This is a genomic window from Streptococcus nasisuis, assembly GCF_040836615.1.
Taxonomy (GTDB): Bacteria; Bacillota; Bacilli; order Lactobacillales; family Streptococcaceae; genus Streptococcus; species Streptococcus suis_V.
This window is the reverse complement of sequence record NZ_CP162268.1, coordinates 1,700,284-1,720,168: the sequence shown is the minus strand read 5'-3', so window position 1 is coordinate 1,720,168 and position 19,885 is coordinate 1,700,284. Positions and strand designations below refer to the sequence as shown.

The 19,885-nt window shown below is 33.2% G+C and carries 20 protein-coding genes and 4 pseudogenes; all 24 read left to right on the top strand.

Annotated elements, in window-relative coordinates; translation table 11 throughout:
• Positions 1-48: 48 nt before the first annotated feature.
• Complete coding sequence (locus AB1F57_RS08685; RefSeq protein WP_367985628.1) at positions 49-339, top strand: hypothetical protein; 291 nt, start codon at positions 49-51, stop codon at positions 337-339.
• A gap of 69 nt (positions 340-408) precedes the next feature.
• The gene (gene pezA / locus AB1F57_RS08680; RefSeq protein ID WP_367985627.1) at positions 409-885 is read left to right on the top strand and encodes a type II toxin-antitoxin system antitoxin PezA; all 477 of its coding nucleotides are present in this window, start codon (positions 409-411) and stop codon (positions 883-885) included.
• A complete protein-coding gene (gene pezT, locus AB1F57_RS08675; RefSeq protein ID WP_367985626.1) occupies positions 885-1,652 on the top strand; it encodes a type II toxin-antitoxin system toxin PezT in 768 nt (255 codons plus the stop codon). Before pezA ends, pezT begins: the two co-directional genes overlap by 1 nt.
• On the top strand, positions 1,653-3,815 hold the full coding sequence (locus AB1F57_RS08670) for a Spaf_1101 family AAA-like ATPase (protein WP_289882923.1): 2,163 nt from the start codon (positions 1,653-1,655) through the stop codon (positions 3,813-3,815). It abuts the gene before it with no gap.
• Positions 3,816-3,817: 2 nt separating this feature from the next.
• Entirely contained in the window at positions 3,818-4,195 is a 378-nt protein-coding gene (locus AB1F57_RS08665) for an ATP-binding protein (RefSeq protein WP_248059528.1), read from the top strand.
• A gap of 334 nt (positions 4,196-4,529) precedes the next feature.
• Positions 4,530-4,895: an SAG1252 family conjugative relaxosome accessory protein gene (locus AB1F57_RS08660; RefSeq protein WP_367985625.1), complete on the top strand. Its 366-nt coding sequence runs from the start codon at positions 4,530-4,532 to the stop codon at positions 4,893-4,895.
• The gene (locus AB1F57_RS08655) at positions 4,895-5,260 is read left to right on the top strand and encodes a MobC family plasmid mobilization relaxosome protein (RefSeq protein WP_044981115.1); all 366 of its coding nucleotides are present in this window, start codon (positions 4,895-4,897) and stop codon (positions 5,258-5,260) included. The genes AB1F57_RS08660 and AB1F57_RS08655 overlap by 1 nt, the downstream gene beginning before the upstream one ends.
• Complete coding sequence (locus tag AB1F57_RS08650; RefSeq protein WP_367985624.1) at positions 5,247-7,112, top strand: SAG1250 family conjugative relaxase; 1,866 nt, start codon at positions 5,247-5,249, stop codon at positions 7,110-7,112. The genes AB1F57_RS08655 and AB1F57_RS08650 overlap by 14 nt, the downstream gene beginning before the upstream one ends.
• A gap of 328 nt (positions 7,113-7,440) precedes the next feature.
• Positions 7,441-7,563: a putative RiPP precursor gene (locus tag AB1F57_RS08645; RefSeq protein ID WP_103557055.1), complete on the top strand. Its 123-nt coding sequence runs from the start codon at positions 7,441-7,443 to the stop codon at positions 7,561-7,563.
• Positions 7,564-7,795: 232 nt separating this feature from the next.
• Positions 7,796-7,924, top strand: coding sequence for a putative RiPP precursor (locus AB1F57_RS08640; protein WP_174853041.1), 129 nt, complete (start codon positions 7,796-7,798; stop codon positions 7,922-7,924).
• Positions 7,925-8,143: 219 nt separating this feature from the next.
• Positions 8,144-8,572, top strand: a complete 429-nt coding sequence (locus tag AB1F57_RS08635) for a hypothetical protein (protein WP_367985623.1) — start codon at positions 8,144-8,146, stop codon at positions 8,570-8,572.
• A complete protein-coding gene (locus AB1F57_RS08630; RefSeq protein ID WP_367985622.1) occupies positions 8,512-9,765 on the top strand; it encodes an asparagine synthase-related protein in 1,254 nt (417 codons plus the stop codon). The genes AB1F57_RS08635 and AB1F57_RS08630 overlap by 61 nt, the downstream gene beginning before the upstream one ends.
• A gap of 11 nt (positions 9,766-9,776) precedes the next feature.
• The gene (locus AB1F57_RS08625) at positions 9,777-10,076 is read left to right on the top strand and encodes a PqqD family protein (protein WP_367985621.1); all 300 of its coding nucleotides are present in this window, start codon (positions 9,777-9,779) and stop codon (positions 10,074-10,076) included.
• A complete protein-coding gene (locus AB1F57_RS08620) occupies positions 10,031-10,783 on the top strand; it encodes a lasso peptide biosynthesis B2 protein (protein WP_367985620.1) in 753 nt (250 codons plus the stop codon). Before AB1F57_RS08625 ends, AB1F57_RS08620 begins: the two co-directional genes overlap by 46 nt.
• Complete coding sequence (locus tag AB1F57_RS08615; protein ID WP_367986344.1) at positions 10,726-11,889, top strand: ABC transporter transmembrane domain-containing protein; 1,164 nt, start codon at positions 10,726-10,728, stop codon at positions 11,887-11,889. Before AB1F57_RS08620 ends, AB1F57_RS08615 begins: the two co-directional genes overlap by 58 nt.
• Positions 11,877-12,251: an ATP-binding cassette domain-containing protein gene (locus AB1F57_RS08610; protein ID WP_367985619.1), complete on the top strand. Its 375-nt coding sequence runs from the start codon at positions 11,877-11,879 to the stop codon at positions 12,249-12,251. Before AB1F57_RS08615 ends, AB1F57_RS08610 begins: the two co-directional genes overlap by 13 nt.
• Positions 12,252-12,271: 20 nt before the next feature.
• Positions 12,272-12,987: pseudogene (locus AB1F57_RS08605) on the top strand (ABC transporter ATP-binding protein).
• Positions 12,977-13,767 (top strand): annotated as a pseudogene (locus tag AB1F57_RS08600) (hypothetical protein). The pseudogenes AB1F57_RS08605 and AB1F57_RS08600 overlap by 11 nt, the downstream one beginning before the upstream one ends.
• Positions 13,768-14,500: 733 nt before the next feature.
• Positions 14,501-15,183 (top strand): annotated as a pseudogene (locus AB1F57_RS08595) (response regulator transcription factor).
• The gene (locus AB1F57_RS08590) at positions 15,168-16,265 is read left to right on the top strand and encodes a sensor histidine kinase KdpD (RefSeq protein WP_003093784.1); all 1,098 of its coding nucleotides are present in this window, start codon (positions 15,168-15,170) and stop codon (positions 16,263-16,265) included. Before AB1F57_RS08595 ends, AB1F57_RS08590 begins: the two are co-directional and overlap by 16 nt.
• Before the next feature lie 327 nt (positions 16,266-16,592).
• Entirely contained in the window at positions 16,593-16,814 is a 222-nt protein-coding gene (locus AB1F57_RS08585) for a helix-turn-helix domain-containing protein (protein ID WP_011922422.1), read from the top strand.
• 303 nt (positions 16,815-17,117) lie between these two features.
• Complete coding sequence (locus tag AB1F57_RS08580; protein ID WP_306341358.1) at positions 17,118-17,219, top strand: hypothetical protein; 102 nt, start codon at positions 17,118-17,120, stop codon at positions 17,217-17,219.
• 53 nt (positions 17,220-17,272) lie between these two features.
• Positions 17,273-19,067, top strand: a pseudogene (locus tag AB1F57_RS08575) (recombinase family protein).
• 376 nt (positions 19,068-19,443) lie between these two features.
• A complete protein-coding gene (locus AB1F57_RS08570; protein WP_029751907.1) occupies positions 19,444-19,614 on the top strand; it encodes a hypothetical protein in 171 nt (56 codons plus the stop codon).
• The last annotated feature ends 271 nt before the right edge of the window (positions 19,615-19,885 follow it).

The window sequence follows — 19,885 nt, the reverse complement described above, 5'->3', positions numbered from 1 at the left end:
TCAGGTAGTCCTATGCGGGCTACCTTTTTACAATTGAAGGAGAAGATAATGAAATTTTTTCAAAAGAAAAAACAGAACCAGGATCAATTTAAACGACTGATTCATCGACTATCAGAGATGTCAGATACTGAACTAACCAAAGTAGAACAACTCCTAGATGTGGTTTTTGATATAAATTATAAGCCTAGTATGAGTGAAGAATTACCTAAAACCGTTAAAAACATTGAAGAACCAAGTCTTGATGAGTCGATTCAGGAAGCGAAAAATAAACTTAACACGGAACAATTGGAGAAGCGAATAGAGCAGTTTAAGCAATCGAAGAAACCTAAAAACGGATAACGCACCAAATATGGTGCGTTATCCGTTTTTTATGGTATAATGAAAGCAAATATGAGGAGGTCTTTATCTATGATCGGAGACAATATCAAATCACTACGCCATACACACGATTTGACACAGCCAGAATTTGCGAAAATGTTGGGGATTTCACGCAATAGCCTGAGTCGCTATGAAAATGGCACCAGCACCGTATCAACAGAGCTCATCGACCGCATTTGTCAGAAATTTAACGTTTCTTATGTCGATATTGTAGGAGAGGATAAGATGCTAACACCTGTTGAAGATTACCAACTGACTTTAAAAATAGAAGTGATAAAAGAACGTGGAGCAGCCATTTTATCACAGCTTTTTAGATATCAGGATAGTCAAGAAATTGCTTTTGATGATGAAACAAATCCTTGGATTCTCATGAGTGATGATTTGGCTGAATTGATCCATACGAAAATTTACCTTGTCGATACTTTCGATGAAATAGAGCGTTACAATGGCTATTTAGATGGTATTGAGCGGATGTTAGACATGGTGCATCATCGGGTGGTGGCTTAATGAGATTGGAAGAATTTAGTGAGGCTGACTTTCAGAAGGCCTTGCAGCGAACCATTCGAGCCCTAACTCGTGGAAAGACAATCCCAGATCAACCAAAAGCTATCTTGCTTGGAGGACAAAGCGGGGCAGGTAAGACGACTATTCATCGTATCAAGCAAAAAGAATTTCAAGGTAATATCATTATCATCGATGGTGATAGCTACCGTTCTCAGCATCCCAATTACTTAGCCCTGCAAGAAAAGTATGGCAAGGATAGCGTGGACTATACCAAGGGATTTGCAGGAAAAATGGTAGAACAGTTGGTTGATGAACTCAGTACGCAAGGCTACCATTTGCTGATTGAGGGAACCTTGCGAACTACTCAAGTTCCTCGTCAGACTGCTCAATTATTATCTTCTAAAGGTTACCAAGTTTCCTTAGCAGTGATTGGTACCAAACCAGAGCTTTCTTATCTCAGCACCTTGATTCGTTACGAAGAGCTTTATGCCATCGATCCGACTCAGGCTAGAGCAACACCAAAAGAACACCATGATGGGATTGTAGAGAACTTGGTGGATAACCTAAGGGAGTTAGAAAGCGATAAGATCTTTGACCGCATTCAGATTTATCAAAGAGACAGGACTTGCATTTATGATTCTACAATTGATGAAGGCTCCGCAGCAGAAGTGCTACAAGAATGCCTATTTGGAAAATGGAGCAAGGTAGAGGAGGAGATGGTGAAGGAGAGTGAACTCCTACTTAAGGAATTACTTGAGAAAAATAAATAATTGATTTTAAAGATAATATTTTTTTGGGGGTTAGAATTGCGAGGATTTAATAATAAGATAAAATCTGTTTATCGAGAATTAACAAATACCAAAGAGAAATTCGGTAGTTTTCATAAGACCTTGATTCATTTACATACACCTGTTTCTTATGATTATAAGCTATTTTCGAGCTGGACTTCAACGAAATATAGAAAAAGTACAGAAGATGAATTATTTGATATATTTTTCAAAAATAAGAAAATCAAAGTTGATAAAACAAAATTTTTTGGTAGCTTTGATAAAGTTATCTTTTCTAGCCCAAAAGAGTACATTAGTTTTCTTTTGTTAGCAGAAGCTATCTTAAAAAATGAAATAGAAATAGTTGTAGTAACTGATCATAATACTACCAAAGGTATTAAAAAACTTCAAACAGCAGTTTCAATTATAACGAGAACCTATCCGACTTATAATATACATCCTCATATTTTACATGGAGTAGAAATTAGTGCAGCAGATAAGTTACATATTGTTTGTATATACGATCATGAAAAAGAATCTTGGGTTAATCAATGGTTATGTGAAAATATTATAAGTGAAAAAGATGGAAGTTATCAGCATTCGTTGACTATCATGAAAGATTTTAATAATCAAAACATAATTAACTACATTGCTCATTTCAATAGTTATAATATTTTGAAAAAAGGTTCTCACTTGTCGGGTGCATATAAGAGACAAGTTTTTACAAAAGAAAATACACGATTTATTGGTGTAAAAAATATAAATTCTGTTGAAGGATCGAAAAATCGTTTATTGACAGATTTTAATTGTGAACCAAATTTTTTATTAGATAATGATTCACATGATATTGATTCAGTCGGAAAGAATAATATGTGGATAAAAGGTGGAAAGATTTCTTTTAAAATGTTCCAAGAAGCTTTGCTTGATTACACTGTATCAGTAAGTTTATTTGAACCAAATTTTGAACAAAAGTCTTACATAAAAGGTTTATACATTCAAAGTCGTGGAGGCGATAGAAGTTTTCTTACAGGTGATAAGTTAGAAAAAGATAGAGACTTCTTTTTAACATTCTCACCATCTATGAACTGTTTAATTGGAGGGAGAGGTACAGGGAAAAGTACACTAATAGATATGTTACAATTTGTACTTTCTCAGGATTGCGACAAGCAGAGTAAATTAGAATTCCTATGTAACCATGCAAATGCTTTTGTACTCTATGTTTTAGAGGATGCTGAATATATCATTGAGGTTAGTTTGCCAGATGTCTTGCAGGAAAATAAGGACAATATCTTACAATATTATGGGCAAAATCGTGAGAATAGGTATGGATATCCTTATAAATACAATTCTGACTCTATCAAAGAGTGGACACGCTCTCAATATACTAAAGTATACAAAGTTGAGGGAAAATTTTTCAAATTAGTTGATAAAACTAGAATATTAGAAAAAATGTTTGATAGGAGATATTCTGTTAATGAGTTGGTTAGAACAGCGGATGGAGAAAAAATTACAGAATTTATTTCCGACTTAATGCTAAAAAATAAAAATTTACCGAGACCAAACTATGGTTTAAGAACTCAGACTCTAGAATCATTCGAAGCTAAACTACAGGAACTTGATAAATATAGGAGAGTTCGTAAGGATTCAATACTCAAAATAATTGATGATTTCAATCAAACTCAAGTTGGTAAGTTAAGAATCTGTTATGAGCAAATTGATAGATGGGAAGTGCCAGATTTTGAAAGCACTCTTTTTAAAAGTAATTCAACTCTCAATTTCTCATTTGAAAATTATAGAATTAGTAAGCGGGATGTTGCAGATATTCTATACCTTGTTTATCAGGAGTTAGGAATAAAAGGATTTGTTAACGTTATTTTAAAACAAAATATTCCTAATAGGTATTTTATATTATTAAAAAATATTTCTGAGGAGAATTTTGCAAAACATGAGAATAAGTGGAGAAATAATTCCGAGATTAATGATTCTAACATACCCTATTTAAAAACTAGTATTTATTCTTTAATCGCAAATAGTAGTTTACTAGATGAGTTAAAGAGAGTGCTAAAAGAACACGTAGCCAATGAAAGACTTTTTTGGAGTTTAACATTAACTCAAAAGAAACATCACAACATCTTGACATTCTTTATAAAGAGGTTAGTGTATTAAGTTTGGGTCAAAAAGTTGTAGCGATGTTAGATTTTTTACTAGCATATAGTGATTATTCAAAGGATTTCAGACCATTAATTATTGATCAACCTGAAGATAATTTGGATAACCGCTATATATACAGACATTTAGTTCAACAGTTTAGAGACGTGAAAGCTCAACGACAAATTATTTTAGCAACCCATAATGCGACAATTGTAACAAATTCCATGACCGATCAAGTGGTAATTATGGAATCAGATGGGGCTCATGCTTGGATTGAATCACAGGGATATGTTAGTGAAAAATTTATAAAAAACCATATTATCAATCAATTGGAAGGTGGAAGAGACTCATTTAAACATAAGATGTCCATATATGAGACAGCTCTTTCTGAATAATATAAGGAAATGAAAAGTAGGTTAGAAATATCCTACTTTTTGTTTTGTGATACCTTTTCCAAATCACCTCTATTATCCTAATATCATTCCTAAAAAAATCAATCCATGATTTTTCACTGGGGGTTTGGGGGCGAAGCCACCAAGTTATCTTATCATCGGCTATCAAAACTCAAAGGTTTTGGTCGGCTGGCGATAAGATTTTTGGGATATTGTGGACACAATATCTGAGCTCGCAAAAGCCGAAAAGTGAAACTTTGAGGCTTTTATAGGGCGTACTGACAGTGTGAGGCAGCCTGACATTGTCAGACAAGCAGAATGGAAAGGAAATGTTAAGATGAGCCAAGACTTAAAGCTAATTCGCAAGCAGTTTCGAGTGACTAAGCAGGAAGATAGATTGTTAAAAGAGATGATGAAGGAACAAGGTTCGGAGACTTTTTCAGATTTTCTCCGTCAAAACTTGTTACAGAAAGACCACCAAAATGAAATTTTGATAATCTGGTTTTCTCTATGGCAGTCCCAAAAATTGAAAGAGATTAGCCGAGATATTCATCGGCTGACCGTTCTTGCGGAAGAACATCAACAAGTAACCTCCGAACATCTACGTATTATTTTGACCTGTGTTCAGGAACTAATGGCGGAGTTAGACCGGCAAATACATCTCAGTTCAGACTTTCGTGATAAGTATATGGGAGATCACTAATGGATTATCGCTACCGCACCAATCTTAAAAAAGTTTTTCTGACAGATAGGGAACTTGCTCAACTTAATGACTGCATCTCGCAGATCCGATGTAAAACTTTTTCAGAGTATGCCAGAAAAGTCTTGCTTGATCCGAACAGAAACTTTATCACAATTGACACGACCACTTATCAGGATTTGGTTTTTGAGTTGCGACGTATAGGCAATAACATCAATCAGATTGCACGTGTCGTTAACCAGACTCACCTGATTTCTAAGGAACAGCTTCAGGGGTTACGTCAAGGCATGGCAGAGCTGGTATCAGAAGTGGAGAAAGATTTTCAAGTTAAGGCTGAACAGCTGAGGAATTTCTATGGTCATCACTAAGCACTATGCCATACATGGTCGAAAGTACCGAAAGAACCTGATTCGCTACATTCTCAATCCTGAGAAAACAAAGAATCTTAAATTGGTTTCAGATTTTGGCATGAGTAACTATCTGGATTTTCCAAACCATGAGGAAATGGTCGAGATGTATCAGGCCAATTTTTTGAATAATGATAGCTTGTACGATTCTAGAAATGATCGACAGGAAAAACGCCAACAGAAAATCCATGCCCATCATCTGATTCAATCCTTTTCGCCAGATGATAAGTTAACACCTGAAGAGATTAATCGGATTGGTTATGAAACTGTCAAAGAACTTACTGGCGGTAACTTTCGTTTCATCGTGGTAACTCATATTGACCAGTCGCACATTCATAATCACATCTTAATCAATTCTGTTGACCTTCAGTCAGATAAAAAACTTAAGTGGGACTATGCCTTGGAACGAAATCTTCGGATGATTTCAGACCGTATTTCCAAAGAGGCTGGGGCGAAAATTATCACGAACCGCTATTCACATCAGCAGTATGAGGTTTATCGCAAGACCAATCATAAGTTTGAACTCAAGCAGCGCCTGTATTTCTTGATGGAACAGTCTAAGGATTTTGAAGATTTTTTGAAAAAAGCAGAGCAGCTGCATTTGAGTATTGACTTCTCAGGCAAGCACACTACTTTTTTGATGACTGACAGAGACCAGTTCAAACCTATTCGTGGGCGACAGCTTAATCGCAGAGAACCTTGTGATGAGGCCAATTTTAGAAAAGTCTTTGCCAAGATCGCCATTGAGCAGCGATTACATTTTTTATTGCCTAGAGTTAAAACGCTACAAGACTTACTAGAACAAGCGAAAGAATTGGGACTCACCATTCAACTCAAACAGAAAAATGTGACCTTTACCCTTACGGAAAATAACCAGACGATTTCTCTAGAACATCAACAAGTGAGCAAGAAAACTCTTTATGATGTCTCTTTCTTCCAGGATTACTTTTCTGAATGGGTAGAAGCTGACATTGAGCTGAGTGATAATGTCAAGGAAGACTTTGAGGTATTTCTCACAGAGCAGGCGGAAAAGTTATCGACAGTAGAGAGTATTGCATCAGATTATCAAATATTTTCCGAAAATCGTAAGGCTGTTCATGAGTTTGAGGTGGAGCTTACCCCTCATCAGGTTGATAGAGCAGTTGAAGATGGCATTTTTATCAAGATATCGTTTGGTGTGAAAACAGAGGGTTTGATTTTTATTCCGAATTACCAGCTGGATGAGATTGAGCATGAGGAGGAAAAGAAGTTTAAGGTTTATATTCGAGAAACCTCGTCTTACTTTATCTACCATAAGGAGAGTTCTGATAAAAACCGCTACATGAAGGGGCGTTACTTGATTCGACAACTGACACAGGACAGCAAAAACTTGCCTTACCGTAGACGAGTAAATCTAAAAGAGTTACAGGAGAAGATTGCGGAAGTTAATCTCCTGCTTGAACTCAATGTTACAAATCGAACTTACACGGATATTAAAGATGAGCTCGTAGCGGATATTGTGGCGTATGATGTTAGTGTTTTAGAACTCAACGACAAAACCGCCACCTTAAATAAGATTGCGGAAGTGCTTATCAATCTTAAAAGTCATGAATCAGAACGCAGGCGATTGGCACGCTATGAATTTTCAAAACTCAATCTGATAGAGGGTATAACTTTGGAGCAAATTGAACGAGAGATTTTAGAAAATCAAGACCAACTCAGTCGGTTATTTGATAATTATGAAGAAGCTGTCAGAAAATTGGAAAGTTTTGTGGAGGTCTTGAATAGAACAGGTATCAGACCAAGGGAGACTCATGATAAAGAATTAGACTAAAAAACACTCGGCTTTTCTGCTGAGTATTAATCATTTATCAGGTTTGGTATGAGAGTATTTAGATTGTCAGGACTATGAACCTCAAAACTTGAGAGTTTTTCTCTATCAGTTGGAGCTTGTCGGTGGCGATAGTTAAACAAAACAAGAAGAGTGTCTCGAACTTTATCATTTGTTGGGAATTATTCTTCTTTCAAATATAAAATAAGCTTGCTTAAATCAGTAATTATTTATAAATTTAATTTTTCTGAAAAAATCTGAATAATCTTTGTTACTATTTCATTAGTCAAACAGTCTGGACTATTAAAAATTGACTTAGAAAGGAAAATAAATGAATTATACAAAGCCAGTTATAGAAAAAATTTCTACTTTTAAAAATGGTACTGCAGGATTAGTTGCAGGTAGCTTCAGAGATATATTTGGAGGCAGGGCTTTATTTTTAATTAAAATATAATTCTATTACCCAGATATATTGTCAAGTGGTATATTAATTATTGTGGAAATCAAGTGATCCACGGAGTGGAAGTGAAAAATATCCGAATATGTTCAATTTTAATCTATTTTCTGATATTTTTCCGAAATTTATATTATAGAATTTAATTAAATCAAGAGATATCTCTTGAAAAATATTTTTCATTTATATTAATGGGTTCTGGCATTAGTATAAATGATAGAAGGAGTTTAAAATGAAATATTGCAAGCCAACATTTGAATCAATTGCAACTTTCAAAAAAGACACTAAAGGTCTATGGACTGGTAAGTTTCGTGATGTCTTTGGTGGACGTGCAATTGTAAAAGTTACAATTGAGTTCTAAGCTTAGAACTATGTATTACAACGGTAAATAATTTTGAATAAAGTATTTCGATATTCATTCCAGAACTACGAATATCGAGATACTTTGTTTTTTATTTTTGAGGTTGTTAATATATATGGTAAATAAGTATTTTTTGAAAAATATTCTGATAAAAAAATAATATTCCTTACTAAAAATTTATATAGAACTGTTTCTGTAAATAAAACAAAAATCTATTGTTTGGAAGGCTATGTCGAAGAAGTATGCTCAATTATAGAACAGAATGCTATCAGTAGTTTTGAAGAAACAATATCAGTACTTCAGGATCATGTTATAAATGGTCTAATTATTGTTGAAATGGCTGAAAGAATATACATTATTTCTCCTTATTTAGATTCAAGACTATCTTGGTTTGAGAATAATAAGAATATAATTTTTAGTGATTCCGCTGTAGAAATTGCAAAATATTTGAATCTAAAACTCTCTACGAAGCGTTTAGCGAGTCAATTTATTTTTGGACTTCCATATTATCCATTTCAAACAATTAGCCTCTGGGAAGAGTTAGTAAATATAACACCTTTAAACTATTTAGAAATATCGGAAAAGGGGTGTTTAGAAAAAGAGTTCCAAGTTATGAAGTACACACAAAAGATTTTAATAAACTATTAATAAAAATAAAAGAAGAGTTTTTAAATGGCATTAATCACGATTTGAATATGGGAAATGAAGTGTCAAGTGATATATCAGGAGGTGTTGATTCTGCAACTATTGCTTTTACCTTGAATAAAATGATACCTGACTTCTCTATTTTGCACGCCGAATCAAGTACCACAGCTAATAGTGATACTAAATGGGCGACATTTATTGCAAAAAATCTTGGTAGAGAGTTGAAAAAGTTTGACTCAATAGAAATAACAGAGAAAAGATTTGCGATAGATGAAAAGTATATTAATAATATCATTCCAAGTTCTCCGTTATTGTGGGCAGATTCAGAAGGATATTTGAAATCAGTGATTGGTTACCAGAAAGGTAGAAAATATCCGACTCACTTTCTAGGTATTGGCGGTGATGAATTATTTACACCGATGCCTTCTAATCCCTGGAATATTGTTCGTCAGGAAAATTTAGGTGGACTACTTTATGCTTTGAAATATAGTTTGATAATGAGAAGACCATTTTTTAGTTGCCTATTAGATTTGTTAGATAAGAGAGGATATTTGGAAACCATGACCCAAAATTTAGAAATTGTCTTCAACGAATCTTCTGAACCAATCAAAAGAGAACTGGGGTGGATGGATGGACTACAGGTACCAAGTTGGCTCAGTGAAAAATCCAAAAAAGAATCGCAAAGTTTTTTAAACTCGTTATTATTTTCCAATTCTGAGCCAATAATCACTGATAGAACAACATTCCAAATGATTCAATCTTTAATATTTCAAAAATCAGTGTTGCGACAAATTCAATTAACTACTAATTCCATTTATTGGGCAACACCATTTTTACATAAAAAATTAGTAGAAATTTGTCTTCAAATTCCAGCAAAATATAAAGTTAGTTCAAAGCTAACAAAACCGGTATTGCAAAAAGCATTGAAGGGGATCGTACCAATTGAAGTTTTCAACAGGGGTTTTAAAGGCGATTATTCAGATGCCTTATATAGTGGATATAGAGAAGCAGTTCGTAAAAACTTCCACAAGTTAGAACAATTTGAAGTGGTAAAAATGGGAATTGTTGATGTTGAAAAGTTAAAATTAGAGCTGTCATTACCTGCGGGAAATCCGAATAAAATTGATTATTTTGAAAAGTTATGTTCGGTAGAACGTTGGATTAGGCAGATTAAATTGTATATGAAGAATGAGTGAGGTTTGTAACTATGTTTAATAAAGGATCTAAAACAAGATTAAAAATAATAAAGCAAGACAATGGTGCAATTGTATTTGACAAAGATCAAGGGATATACTTTCAAACAAATGATGTAGGGGTTAAAATTTTAGAATTACTATCTAAAAATAAAAATGAAGAAGAAATAGTTAGTGCTATATCTGCTGCGTATTCCATTGAAACCGATGTTGCAAAACAAGATGTTAAAGATTTTATACAGTCTCTAAAAAAGGAGGGATATAGATTATGGATATGCAGCTCAATCAAGAGTCATACTCCTATGTTCAGCTAAAGTACAGATTACTAGCGCAAATAGCTTTACTAATCTCTTATCCGCTTACAAAGCTCTCGCCTACAAGAATTGAATTTTTGATTAATAAATTAAGTGACTCAAAATTATCCGCCACAGTAAATGAAGCTGTATTAGCTCGTGATGCAATATGTACTGTAAGCCGTAAGTGTAGGAATCAAGATGGATGCGTAAAAAGATCATTAGGAGTAATAATGTTCTTACTTCTTTTAAAGAAACGTGCAAGTTGGTGTACTGGATTTGCTATGAACCCCTTTAGATCTCATGCATGGGTGGAAGTCAATGGAAATCCGATTAAAGAGCTAGAAGAAGTATCATCGTATGAAAGAGTTGTGAAAACTCTAGATGATAAAAATGAAGAGCGTAAACATATGATAACTGAAGATATAGAAAAAGTAAATGATACTATGACTAATGTAAAATTCCGTGATTTACTTGCCTTGATAGAAAATAAAGGAAAATATTTTTTAATCGTTTTATGTTTGGGAATACTTACGTCCATTTTAACGTTATTACAGCCAGAACTTTTGTCTAAAGTAATCTCTCAAAAGGGAGTAAATTTATTCAATAATTCCACTATGTATACGCTTATTGCTATTACCGTGGGTACAACTATTATTTCCAGTTTGCAATATTATTTCTTACAATTAATGGGAGAAAGTGCAGTATTTCAATCAAGAAAAATTTAATTATTCAATTTCTTAAACTTCCCATTTATAAATATAATGATCTGTCAGCAGGAGACCTAATTAGTAGATTTAGCAGTGATACAAGTAAGCTAAGAGCGGGAATCATTCAATCAACCGTTGCTCTGACGAGTGGATTGTTCTTGAGTTTAGGTGCGATATTCACATTATTTCTAAAGGATACATATCTCGCAATAATTACAATTATTTCCATATCTTTATCATTCCTATTTATTTTATTGATGAGTAGTTTGATTCAAACAGCAAGTTATAAAGCTCATCAGGGTTTGGGGAAAATGACAGCATATTTAAATAGGCTAATCGTAGGAATTAGAACAATTCGATCGACAAATGAAACGAATTCAGAATTATCTAAAATGTTATCTGAGGCACAAGAAGTAAAAAACTTGGGAATTGGAGTTGCAAGAGTGCAATCAATAATGACACCGATATCAAATTTTAGCTTGCAGTTGTGTGGGATAATTATTTTGGGAGTCGGAGGATACCGTGTTTCTACTGGTCAAATGTCTATTGCAAGTCTAACTTCTTTTATGCTATTAATGTATATCGCTATTTCACCAGTAGGACAAATATTTTCATCGGTCACAACTATTTCAGAAGCTTTAGGAGCTTTAGGTAGAATTACTGAAATTATTGATCTTCCAAAAGAAGAAGATAATGATATCATTTTAAATCTAGAAACTAAGTCGGATAGAAGCAAAGCAATTGAATTTGCGAATGTAACTTTTTCATATGATTCTTACAAATTTCAGGATATTCAATCGGATGATAATTATATATTAAAGGACATTACTTTCGAAATAAATAGTGGAGATTACGTCAGTATTGTCGGTCCGTCTGGTGCGGGGAAAAGCACACTTCTTTATCTCATCGAAAGATTCTATGATATTACTAGTGGTAGTATAAAGGTATTTGGACAAGATTTCCGAACAATGAGTCGCGAGACTTTACGTTCTAATATTTCTTATGTTGAGCAAAACTCACCATTAGTAGCTGGTACAATTTTAGAAAATCTAAAAATGGGTAATACTAATGTAACATATGATGAATGTTGTGACGCTTTAAAAAAGTTGGTTTGGAGCATTTGATTCAAAGAGGTGCATCTGGGGTTGAGAGTCAAATTGGTGAAGGAGGTTTCAATTTATCAGGAGGAGAAAGACAGAGATTGGCAATGGCAAGAGCAATACTTTCTGATGCAAAGATACTCTTGCTGGATGAGTTAACTTCGAATCTAGATAGTCTTAGTGAGAAGAAAATGAAGGAAGCAATCAAAAATATGAGAGGTGAGAGAACCATAATAATGGTTGCACATAGATTATCTACAATTTTAGATTCAGATGAAATCTTTGTTTTGGAACACGGAAGACTTGTAGGAAGTGGGACTCATGTGGAGCTATTGGAATCTGTTCCATTATATAAAGAGTTGGCCAAAGAACAATTTTTAGTATAGGAGTACAGGAGTATTGTATAATGACAAATAAGATTGAAATAAGAGATGTAACAAAAACTTATAAAGATGGAGATATATTAAAGAATGTATCCTTTACAGCTGAAGAGGGGGAAGTCACTGCCTTTTTGGGACCGAATGGTGCTGGAAAAAGTTCGACATTACGAATACTTTTGGGTCTGGATAGGCCATCTTCAGGCACTGCTTTAATAGGAGGTAAGAAATATTGTGATTTTGAACGTCCTCTTTTAACTGTAGGAGCCTCTTTCGATGGTGTGGGGCTCCCAATGATCGAACAGTTTTTCAACATTTGAAAATAGCTGCTGCTAGTAATGGAATAGATTTATCCAGAATATCAGAGGTATTATCCATTACTGATATTGAACATAAAAGATATTCAAAAATAGGAAACCTTTCATTAGGAGAGGGGCAGAGGTTAGGTATTGCAACAGCGCTGTTGGGAAATCCTCAGTACCTGATTTTAGATGAACCTACAAATGGTCTAGATCCTAGTGGAATTAGATGGTTTAGAAATTTTATTAGGGAACAAGCAAGTGCTGGTAAGACAGTATTGTTATCATCACATATACTTTCAGAAGTAGAGGCGGTAACTGATAAGGTTGTTTTTATTAATAAAGGAAGCATCATAACTTCGGGTACACTTAATAATATAATGAACGGATTTGATAATCTAGAAGATGTTTTCTTTCATTTAACAGGAGGTGACTATGATGAGTAGTATAAAAAGCTATAATACTTTATCAGAGCTATATAAAATTTTTATAGCAGATCAACCCAAATAGTTTTACCAATTGTTTTTATTCTTCAGCCGTTATTGTCTTATATCAGTTCCAAACAAATTTTAACAGTTGGATTGAATGCAACACCCGAAACAAATAGTAGTTTAGCAGAACCAATACCTCCAATTGACTATATTGGTTTTGATGCAATACTATTGGGCTTGTTTGCTATGATAATTTTAGGAGCAATTCTTGGAAGTATGGAATATAAAAATAGTTCTTTACGTACCAGCTTGCTATTATGTTCAAATAAGGTTGTATTCTTTGTAATAAAATTTATTGTTACATGTGTATTTATTTTTGTTGTATCATTTGTCTCAATCTATTTATCTATTGTAAGTGCACAGTTTGGTTTAGGAAGAGAGGGGTTGAACCCTTTAATACTGAGTAAGAATGTGTGGTATTTTATATTATTGGGATCACTGTCGTGGTCGCTACTAACGGTATTATCCTATTCAATTGCTTTTTATTTTAAATCTTCACTTGGATCATTATTATTTTTACTACCACAAGTCTATAATTTAGGTAGTTTTCTTGCTGACAGAATTCAGCTTGCGAAGTATTTACCAGTATCTTTAGGGCAAGATTTAATTGCAACGTCTCCTTTGAAAATCACAACACCAGGACGCAGTGTTTTATTTCTGAGTATTTGGGTGCTAGTAGTTAGTAGCTTTGCATATTACAAATTTTTGAAGGAAGATGTAGGTAATGTTAGATGAATTCTTTTAGAAGTGAGTATTTAAAGTTCATTTATAATAAATGGCTATTATTGACTGTACTAGCAACTATAATTTTAGTACCTTTATTTGTTATTTTTTTACATGAAGCTCCAAGTTATATAACCGAGAATTATGCTTTAACACAAATCTTAGAAAGCTTCTATCTTGGACAAGCTGGGATTATTATTATTACAATACTATTTATAGGGCAAGAATTTAACGATTCAACTTTAAGAAGCAGTTTATTAGCTAACCCAATACGATGGAAATTCTTTTTACAAAATTAATAATTATATTATCAATAACTGTATTGGTTTGGAGTCTAGTTACCTTCTGTACTATTTTTGTGGTATATATTTATTATGGTATATTAATTCCTATACTTATTTATGCCTATGCAATAAAGATAATGTTGGTACTGATTGGGTTGGTGCTAATATGTTTTGGTTTAGTTCTTATAACCAGGAGTATAGTTGTTCCGATGGGGATGTCCTTGTCTTTCTTGTTGGGGTTAGGTCAAATGCTTCTGCAATTCAGTGATGCCTTTCTCTACTTCCCGATAATCTCCACCATGAATTCATTTTTTATGACTGAAAATCAACCTTATATACCTTCTACAGTAGGTATTACAATTCAATTTTTATGGGGTATCTTGCTGTTATCTTTCTCTATTTTGCTGTTTAGGAAGAGAGTGGTCCGATAAAAATCTTGTATTTTGTGATATTATTTAATTATGAAAGAAAAAAAAGTATATCGAATATTAGCAATTGATGATGATGAAAGTATTCTTCGTTTGATAAAGAATTCATTAGAACGATCAGAGTTTGAAGTTACGACCAGAAGTGAAGTAAGTAACATAGATATTTGTTCATTTGTAGGTTTTGATTTAATTTTACTAGATATTATGATGTCTATTGATGGTTTAGAAATTTGTAAATCTATTCGCGAACAAATCGATGTCCCGATAATTTTTGTAACAGCTAAGCAATTGGATAGTGATTTGGCTAGTGGGGTAAAGGCAGGTGCGGACGATTATATAAAAAACCATTTAGCATTACGGAATTAGTTGCTCGTGTTAGAATGCATATCCAAAGGGAAGAGAGAAATCGTAAAAATAATAAAGAAATACGCACAAAGAATATGATAATTAATGTCAGCAAGCAAGAAATTTTGATTGAAGAAGAGATTATATCATTGACGAAGCGAGAATTTACAATTTTGTATACACTAGCAAGTAACCCGAAAAGAGTATATTCTGTAGAGGAACTCTATGAGAGAATATATCCATCGGAATCAGATGCACAATTTCGTTCTATTGCTGAGTATATTTATCAAATTCGGTCAAAATTAAAACCCTTTTCAATTAATCCGATTAAGACACAGTGGGGAGGCGGATATAGTTGGAACGAAAATTAGATTTTAAGGCTTTAGTAAAAAAGACGCAGTGGACGATTGTTAAACAATTTTGTTTGAGTGTAATTGTAGCATATATTTTTCCTTTATCGACTATTTCTATTGACATTCATTCAGAAACTCACTCAATCGCTAGTGGTTTGTTAGAAATATTCTTTAATGTTTTTTCATGGGTTTATATTTGTATATCTTTGATTGTTATAGTTTCTATTAATATTAAAGCCTTATTGAAAAAAGTAAAGCAAGAAATGGAGATTGTTTATCATGGTAGTATGTGGCTGACCTCTGTAAACACATCGTCTAAATTAACAATTCTTGAATTCATAGAAACTAACAAACACATTGAACTAATGCAACAAAGAATAAAAAATATGATTCAGATAGAAAAAGATCAAAAGGAGGATATTCTATTTAAAGTTTCAGCAATGGCGCATGACTTAAAGACACCTTTGACTGTTATCAAAGGAAACTCGGAATTGTTGCAATTTGCCCCTTTATCAGGTATTGATTTTCAATGTCTTAGGGACATTGAAAGAGCAAGTAACCAATTAGATAACTATTTTAATCAGTTGATTAACTATTCTAAAACTTTTTACTCTGATCAGATTTCTTTTCATCAGCATAGTATCAGTAATTTATCAAAAATACTGGAACAAGAGTGTGCATACCTTATTGGAGATAATATCGACTATAAATATGATACTAAAATAGAACGAGACTGTAATATTGATTTAGATTTAGATTTAATTATCCGTTCAATAGCAAATATTGTTAATAATGCTATAGCTTATGCAAATGATGCTAAAAAGAAAATAAGAGTTACCTTTGAGTTTGCAGATAGTAATATTACCGTAAGTATTTGGAATAATGGTTCCAAATTTTCGGATGATGTTTTAGAAAATTTTGGAAAATTATTTTATCGAGAAGATACTAGCAGAAATTCACAGTTTGAACATTTTGGAATAGGCTTGGCATTTGTAAAACAAGTAATGAGCATTCATTCAGGTGATATACAACTGCATAATAAGGAAAATGGGGCTATGGTTAAATTAATTATTCCGATAAAAAGTAGTGATTATGCTTAGGCTTGAATATCGTAATCTTGAATACCATGAAGTTCAGAAAGTAAATATATTGATAAAAATATTTTAAAATCTCAACAATTAGCACTCATACCTGATTTATTCACATTTGAATATATTAGAGAGGGTGCTATTAAAATATAATTATTTTTGACGAGTGTATGAATAATTGTTCAAAATGATTTTTCTCTGATTATGATTTGGATTATGGAGATATAGCTTAATTAGTAAATATGAAATAGTAATATCTATATCAAAAACTTATGCCAATTTGGAATAAAAACTAAGATTCGTTCAGAACTTAACTATAATTTTCTTAGGAGTGAACGAATGTATAGGCGCATTAGGGATCTGAGAGAGGATTGTGATTATTCGCAAGAGTATCTTGCACGGTATTTATCATGTAGTCAGTCAGCTTATTCTAAGATTGAGTCTGGCAAACGTCAGATTCCTGTTGATTTCTTGATAAAAATCTCAGAATTATATCAAGTGAGTACGGATTATTTACTTGGACTTACAGACACTCCCTATCGCTTAAAAAATAAGAAATAGTCTCTCCTGATTTGTTCATTGACAATTGAATAATTCTAGGTGGGACTATATTTATTTGTTGAGCAATAGAATGTAATGCGCCAGGAAATGAGCGGAAATCATTTATTCAAAAATAGGATGGTGACCTATCTGCCATGACACAAATAATGATAATGATACTTCTGACCGTTCAGGCTGCCAACGTAAAAGGACAGCGGGTGAAATTCCCATGATTGATATAACCAGTCATACCCACAGAGAATAACTAAGAGTAACATGTTATCAGGAGGGTAAGTTTTGGAACAATCAGTAGTAAAATATAGTATGCAACTTTCAATGCTTAATTTTTTATATTCCAGAAATATGTTGACTAAAAAGGAATATGAAAAAATTAAAAATAGACTGCGCATTAAGTACACAAATTAGCTGACCTTTTGATTTGAACGCGGTAATATAGAATCAAAAGGAGGAATTTCAGTATGAAAAAAAATAATGTTGAAATAATAAAAGCTGATTCTTTAGTTCGTCGTAGAGGCGACAATTTCGAAAGAGAGTCAAAAAGGGTTGCTGCTTATTGCCGAGTTAGTTCTGATAGCGAAGATCAGAAGAACAGCTATGAATCTCAGGTGAGACATTATAAAGATTATATCTCTCAGCGGTCGGATTGGGAACTGGCAGGTATCTATGCAGATGAGGGGATTTCAGGAACACAAGTAGGAAAGAGACAAGATTTTCAACGATTAATAAATGATTGTGTAAATGGAGAAATAGATTACATTGTCACAAAGGCAATTGCTAGATTTGCCAGGAATACCCTAGATACTTTGAAATATGTCAGAATGTTAAAAGATATGCAAATTGGAGTATATTTTGAGGAAGAAAATATAGATACCCTAACAATGGATGGAGAATTGCTTTTGACTATTCTAAGCTCCGTTGCACAGCAAGAAGTAGAAAATACATCTGCTCATGTGAAAAAAGGATTAAAAATGAAGATGCAACGTGGTGAATTGATAGGGTTTCAAGGATGCTTGGGGTATGACTATGATGTAGAAACCAAGCAACTTTCAATCAATAAAAAAGAAGCCAAAATAGTTCGCTATATCTTTGAAAGGTACTTAGAAGGTATTGGAGGAAAAGTAATTGCAAGGGAACTTGATGAACTAGGTTACAAATCGCCGAGAGGATTAGATCATTGGAATGATACAACAGTCTTAGGAATCATAAAGAATGAAAAATATAAAGGCGATATTCTAATGGGCAAAACTTTTACAGTGGATCCAATAAGCAAGAGACGTTTAAGTAATTTTGGTGAAGAAGATAAGTACTACATCAAAGATAATCATGAACCTATAATATCTAAAGAAGACTTTGAGAAAGCTCAGGAGATAAGACTTCGTCGAGCAGGAAATAAGAAGACTGCTGCAAATGTAAATGGCAAGCGTGAACGCTATTCAAAAATGTATGCTTTTAGTAGCATGTTAGAATGTGGTTTTTGTGGTTCAATATTATCTAGAAGAAGTTGGCACTGCCGTTCAGATTATCGCAAGGTTGTGTGGCACTGTGTTACATCGATAAAGAAAGGAAAGAAATTTTGTAAGCATAGTAAAGGATTAGAAGAGCTCGCTATTGAGGGGCTTTCATGGAAGCTTACAGAAAACTTTATCATTCAAATGAAAACTTAATGACAGACTTACTTGAAACGATTGAATCTGAATTGAATGACAATAGCCTTAATAAGGAACTAAAAAGGATTACAAACAAACTTCGAACATTACTAAAAAAGAGGAAAATCTTGTAAATCTAAGGCTCGAAGGGAAAATTAGCGATACCATATACAATGAAAAGTACAATGAAATTTCCTCAGAAAAAGAGTTTCTAGCAGAAGAGAAGGTAAATATTGAAACAACCTTAAAATCAGAAATCGATGTAAAGAAAAGACTAACTGAGTTTAAGCACTTGCTATCTTCACAGAAAATGCTTACGGAGTTTGATCGTGCAGTTTTTGAAAGTATTGTTGAGAAAATTATTGTAGGTGGAGTTAATAGCGACGGAGAAATTGATCCTGCAATGTTAACCATAATATTCAAAACAGGTGAAACTCAAAACAAGGATGGTAAACAATTTAAAAGTAAACGTAAAAATGCTAAACTAGAAACAGATAAATTGTGTCCTCAAAACAGTGACGAGGATAAAAAATTGTATTCTCAAGGAACAGACTACACACGTCGAGTGTGTAGCTCTGCTCGTAAAGGAGTAGAAACCTTTGAATGAAAGGGGTAATGAAAGCCTTGATTGCAAGGCTTTTTGTTATGTTGTGGGGAAGTGTTAGAGTAAGTAATTTTTTGGAGTGAGTAGAAGTGATAGCAAGAAATTATCAAAATCTATTTCCATTTACCCTGTGGGTACGTGTTTATTTCCATTGACAAGGAGTTTGTGGAAATAGAAATGTACCCACCTTGTTTGAATCAAGTGAAGTGTAGTTGAAGGAAATCTGTTGAAAGCAATACTTCATTTTACCGAATAAGTAATAATTTAGGCAACTTCAAATCGATTAAAAAAAAACTATTTTAAAGGTTAAGAGTAGACAAAAATTGTCCACTCTTTTTGTAAACTCAATTTATCAATAAATGAAATGAGGGAATGTAAAATGAAATATTTTGAGGTTGAGTTAGAAAATCCTGATGAATTTTTTAAACTACAAACAGAAGATTTTGTGAAAGCTAATCGCTTGCTACTAAGGAAGATAATCCAGAGCGTTACAGTCTATGAAGAACACTTCGTCATAGCCTTTAAATCTGGCATCGAAATGGAAATATGAAAAAGTTGTGATAATATGAAGATAAACTCACGATAAATTCAAGTCAAAAGTCAGAATTGATATAGAGTTGTAATCTTTAGAAAAAAACAGAAAAATCACAAAAGCAGAAAAATTATATTGGATTTTTGAAGATAATATGATATAATAAAAAGACTTGGAGGTGGAAGAATGTATAACTTTTCTTGCTAATTATATGATGCATAATAAGATATTTAAAGAAACGGCTATAGAACCGTTTGTTTTGTTATGCAAATTGCAAGAAAGTTAAGTA

Coding starts and splice junctions, on each gene's coding strand:
- pezA (WP_367985627.1), top strand. CDS start 409: ATGATCGGAGACAATATCAAATCACTACGCCATACACACGATTTGACA.
- AB1F57_RS08650 (WP_367985624.1), top strand. CDS start 5,247: ATGGTCATCACTAAGCACTATGCCATACATGGTCGAAAGTACCGAAAG.
- AB1F57_RS08585 (WP_011922422.1), top strand. CDS start 16,593: ATGTATAGGCGCATTAGGGATCTGAGAGAGGATTGTGATTATTCGCAA.
- AB1F57_RS08580 (WP_306341358.1), top strand. CDS start 17,118: ATGCAACTTTCAATGCTTAATTTTTTATATTCCAGAAATATGTTGACT.
- AB1F57_RS08640 (WP_174853041.1), top strand. CDS start 7,796: ATGAAATATTGCAAGCCAACATTTGAATCAATTGCAACTTTCAAAAAA.
- AB1F57_RS08570 (WP_029751907.1), top strand. CDS start 19,444: ATGAAATATTTTGAGGTTGAGTTAGAAAATCCTGATGAATTTTTTAAA.
- AB1F57_RS08655 (WP_044981115.1), top strand. CDS start 4,895: ATGGATTATCGCTACCGCACCAATCTTAAAAAAGTTTTTCTGACAGAT.
- AB1F57_RS08625 (WP_367985621.1), top strand. CDS start 9,777: ATGTTTAATAAAGGATCTAAAACAAGATTAAAAATAATAAAGCAAGAC.
- AB1F57_RS08685 (WP_367985628.1), top strand. CDS start 49: ATGAAATTTTTTCAAAAGAAAAAACAGAACCAGGATCAATTTAAACGA.
- pezT (WP_367985626.1), top strand. CDS start 885: ATGAGATTGGAAGAATTTAGTGAGGCTGACTTTCAGAAGGCCTTGCAG.
- AB1F57_RS08645 (WP_103557055.1), top strand. CDS start 7,441: ATGAATTATACAAAGCCAGTTATAGAAAAAATTTCTACTTTTAAAAAT.
- AB1F57_RS08660 (WP_367985625.1), top strand. CDS start 4,530: ATGAGCCAAGACTTAAAGCTAATTCGCAAGCAGTTTCGAGTGACTAAG.
- AB1F57_RS08620 (WP_367985620.1), top strand. CDS start 10,031: ATGGATATGCAGCTCAATCAAGAGTCATACTCCTATGTTCAGCTAAAG.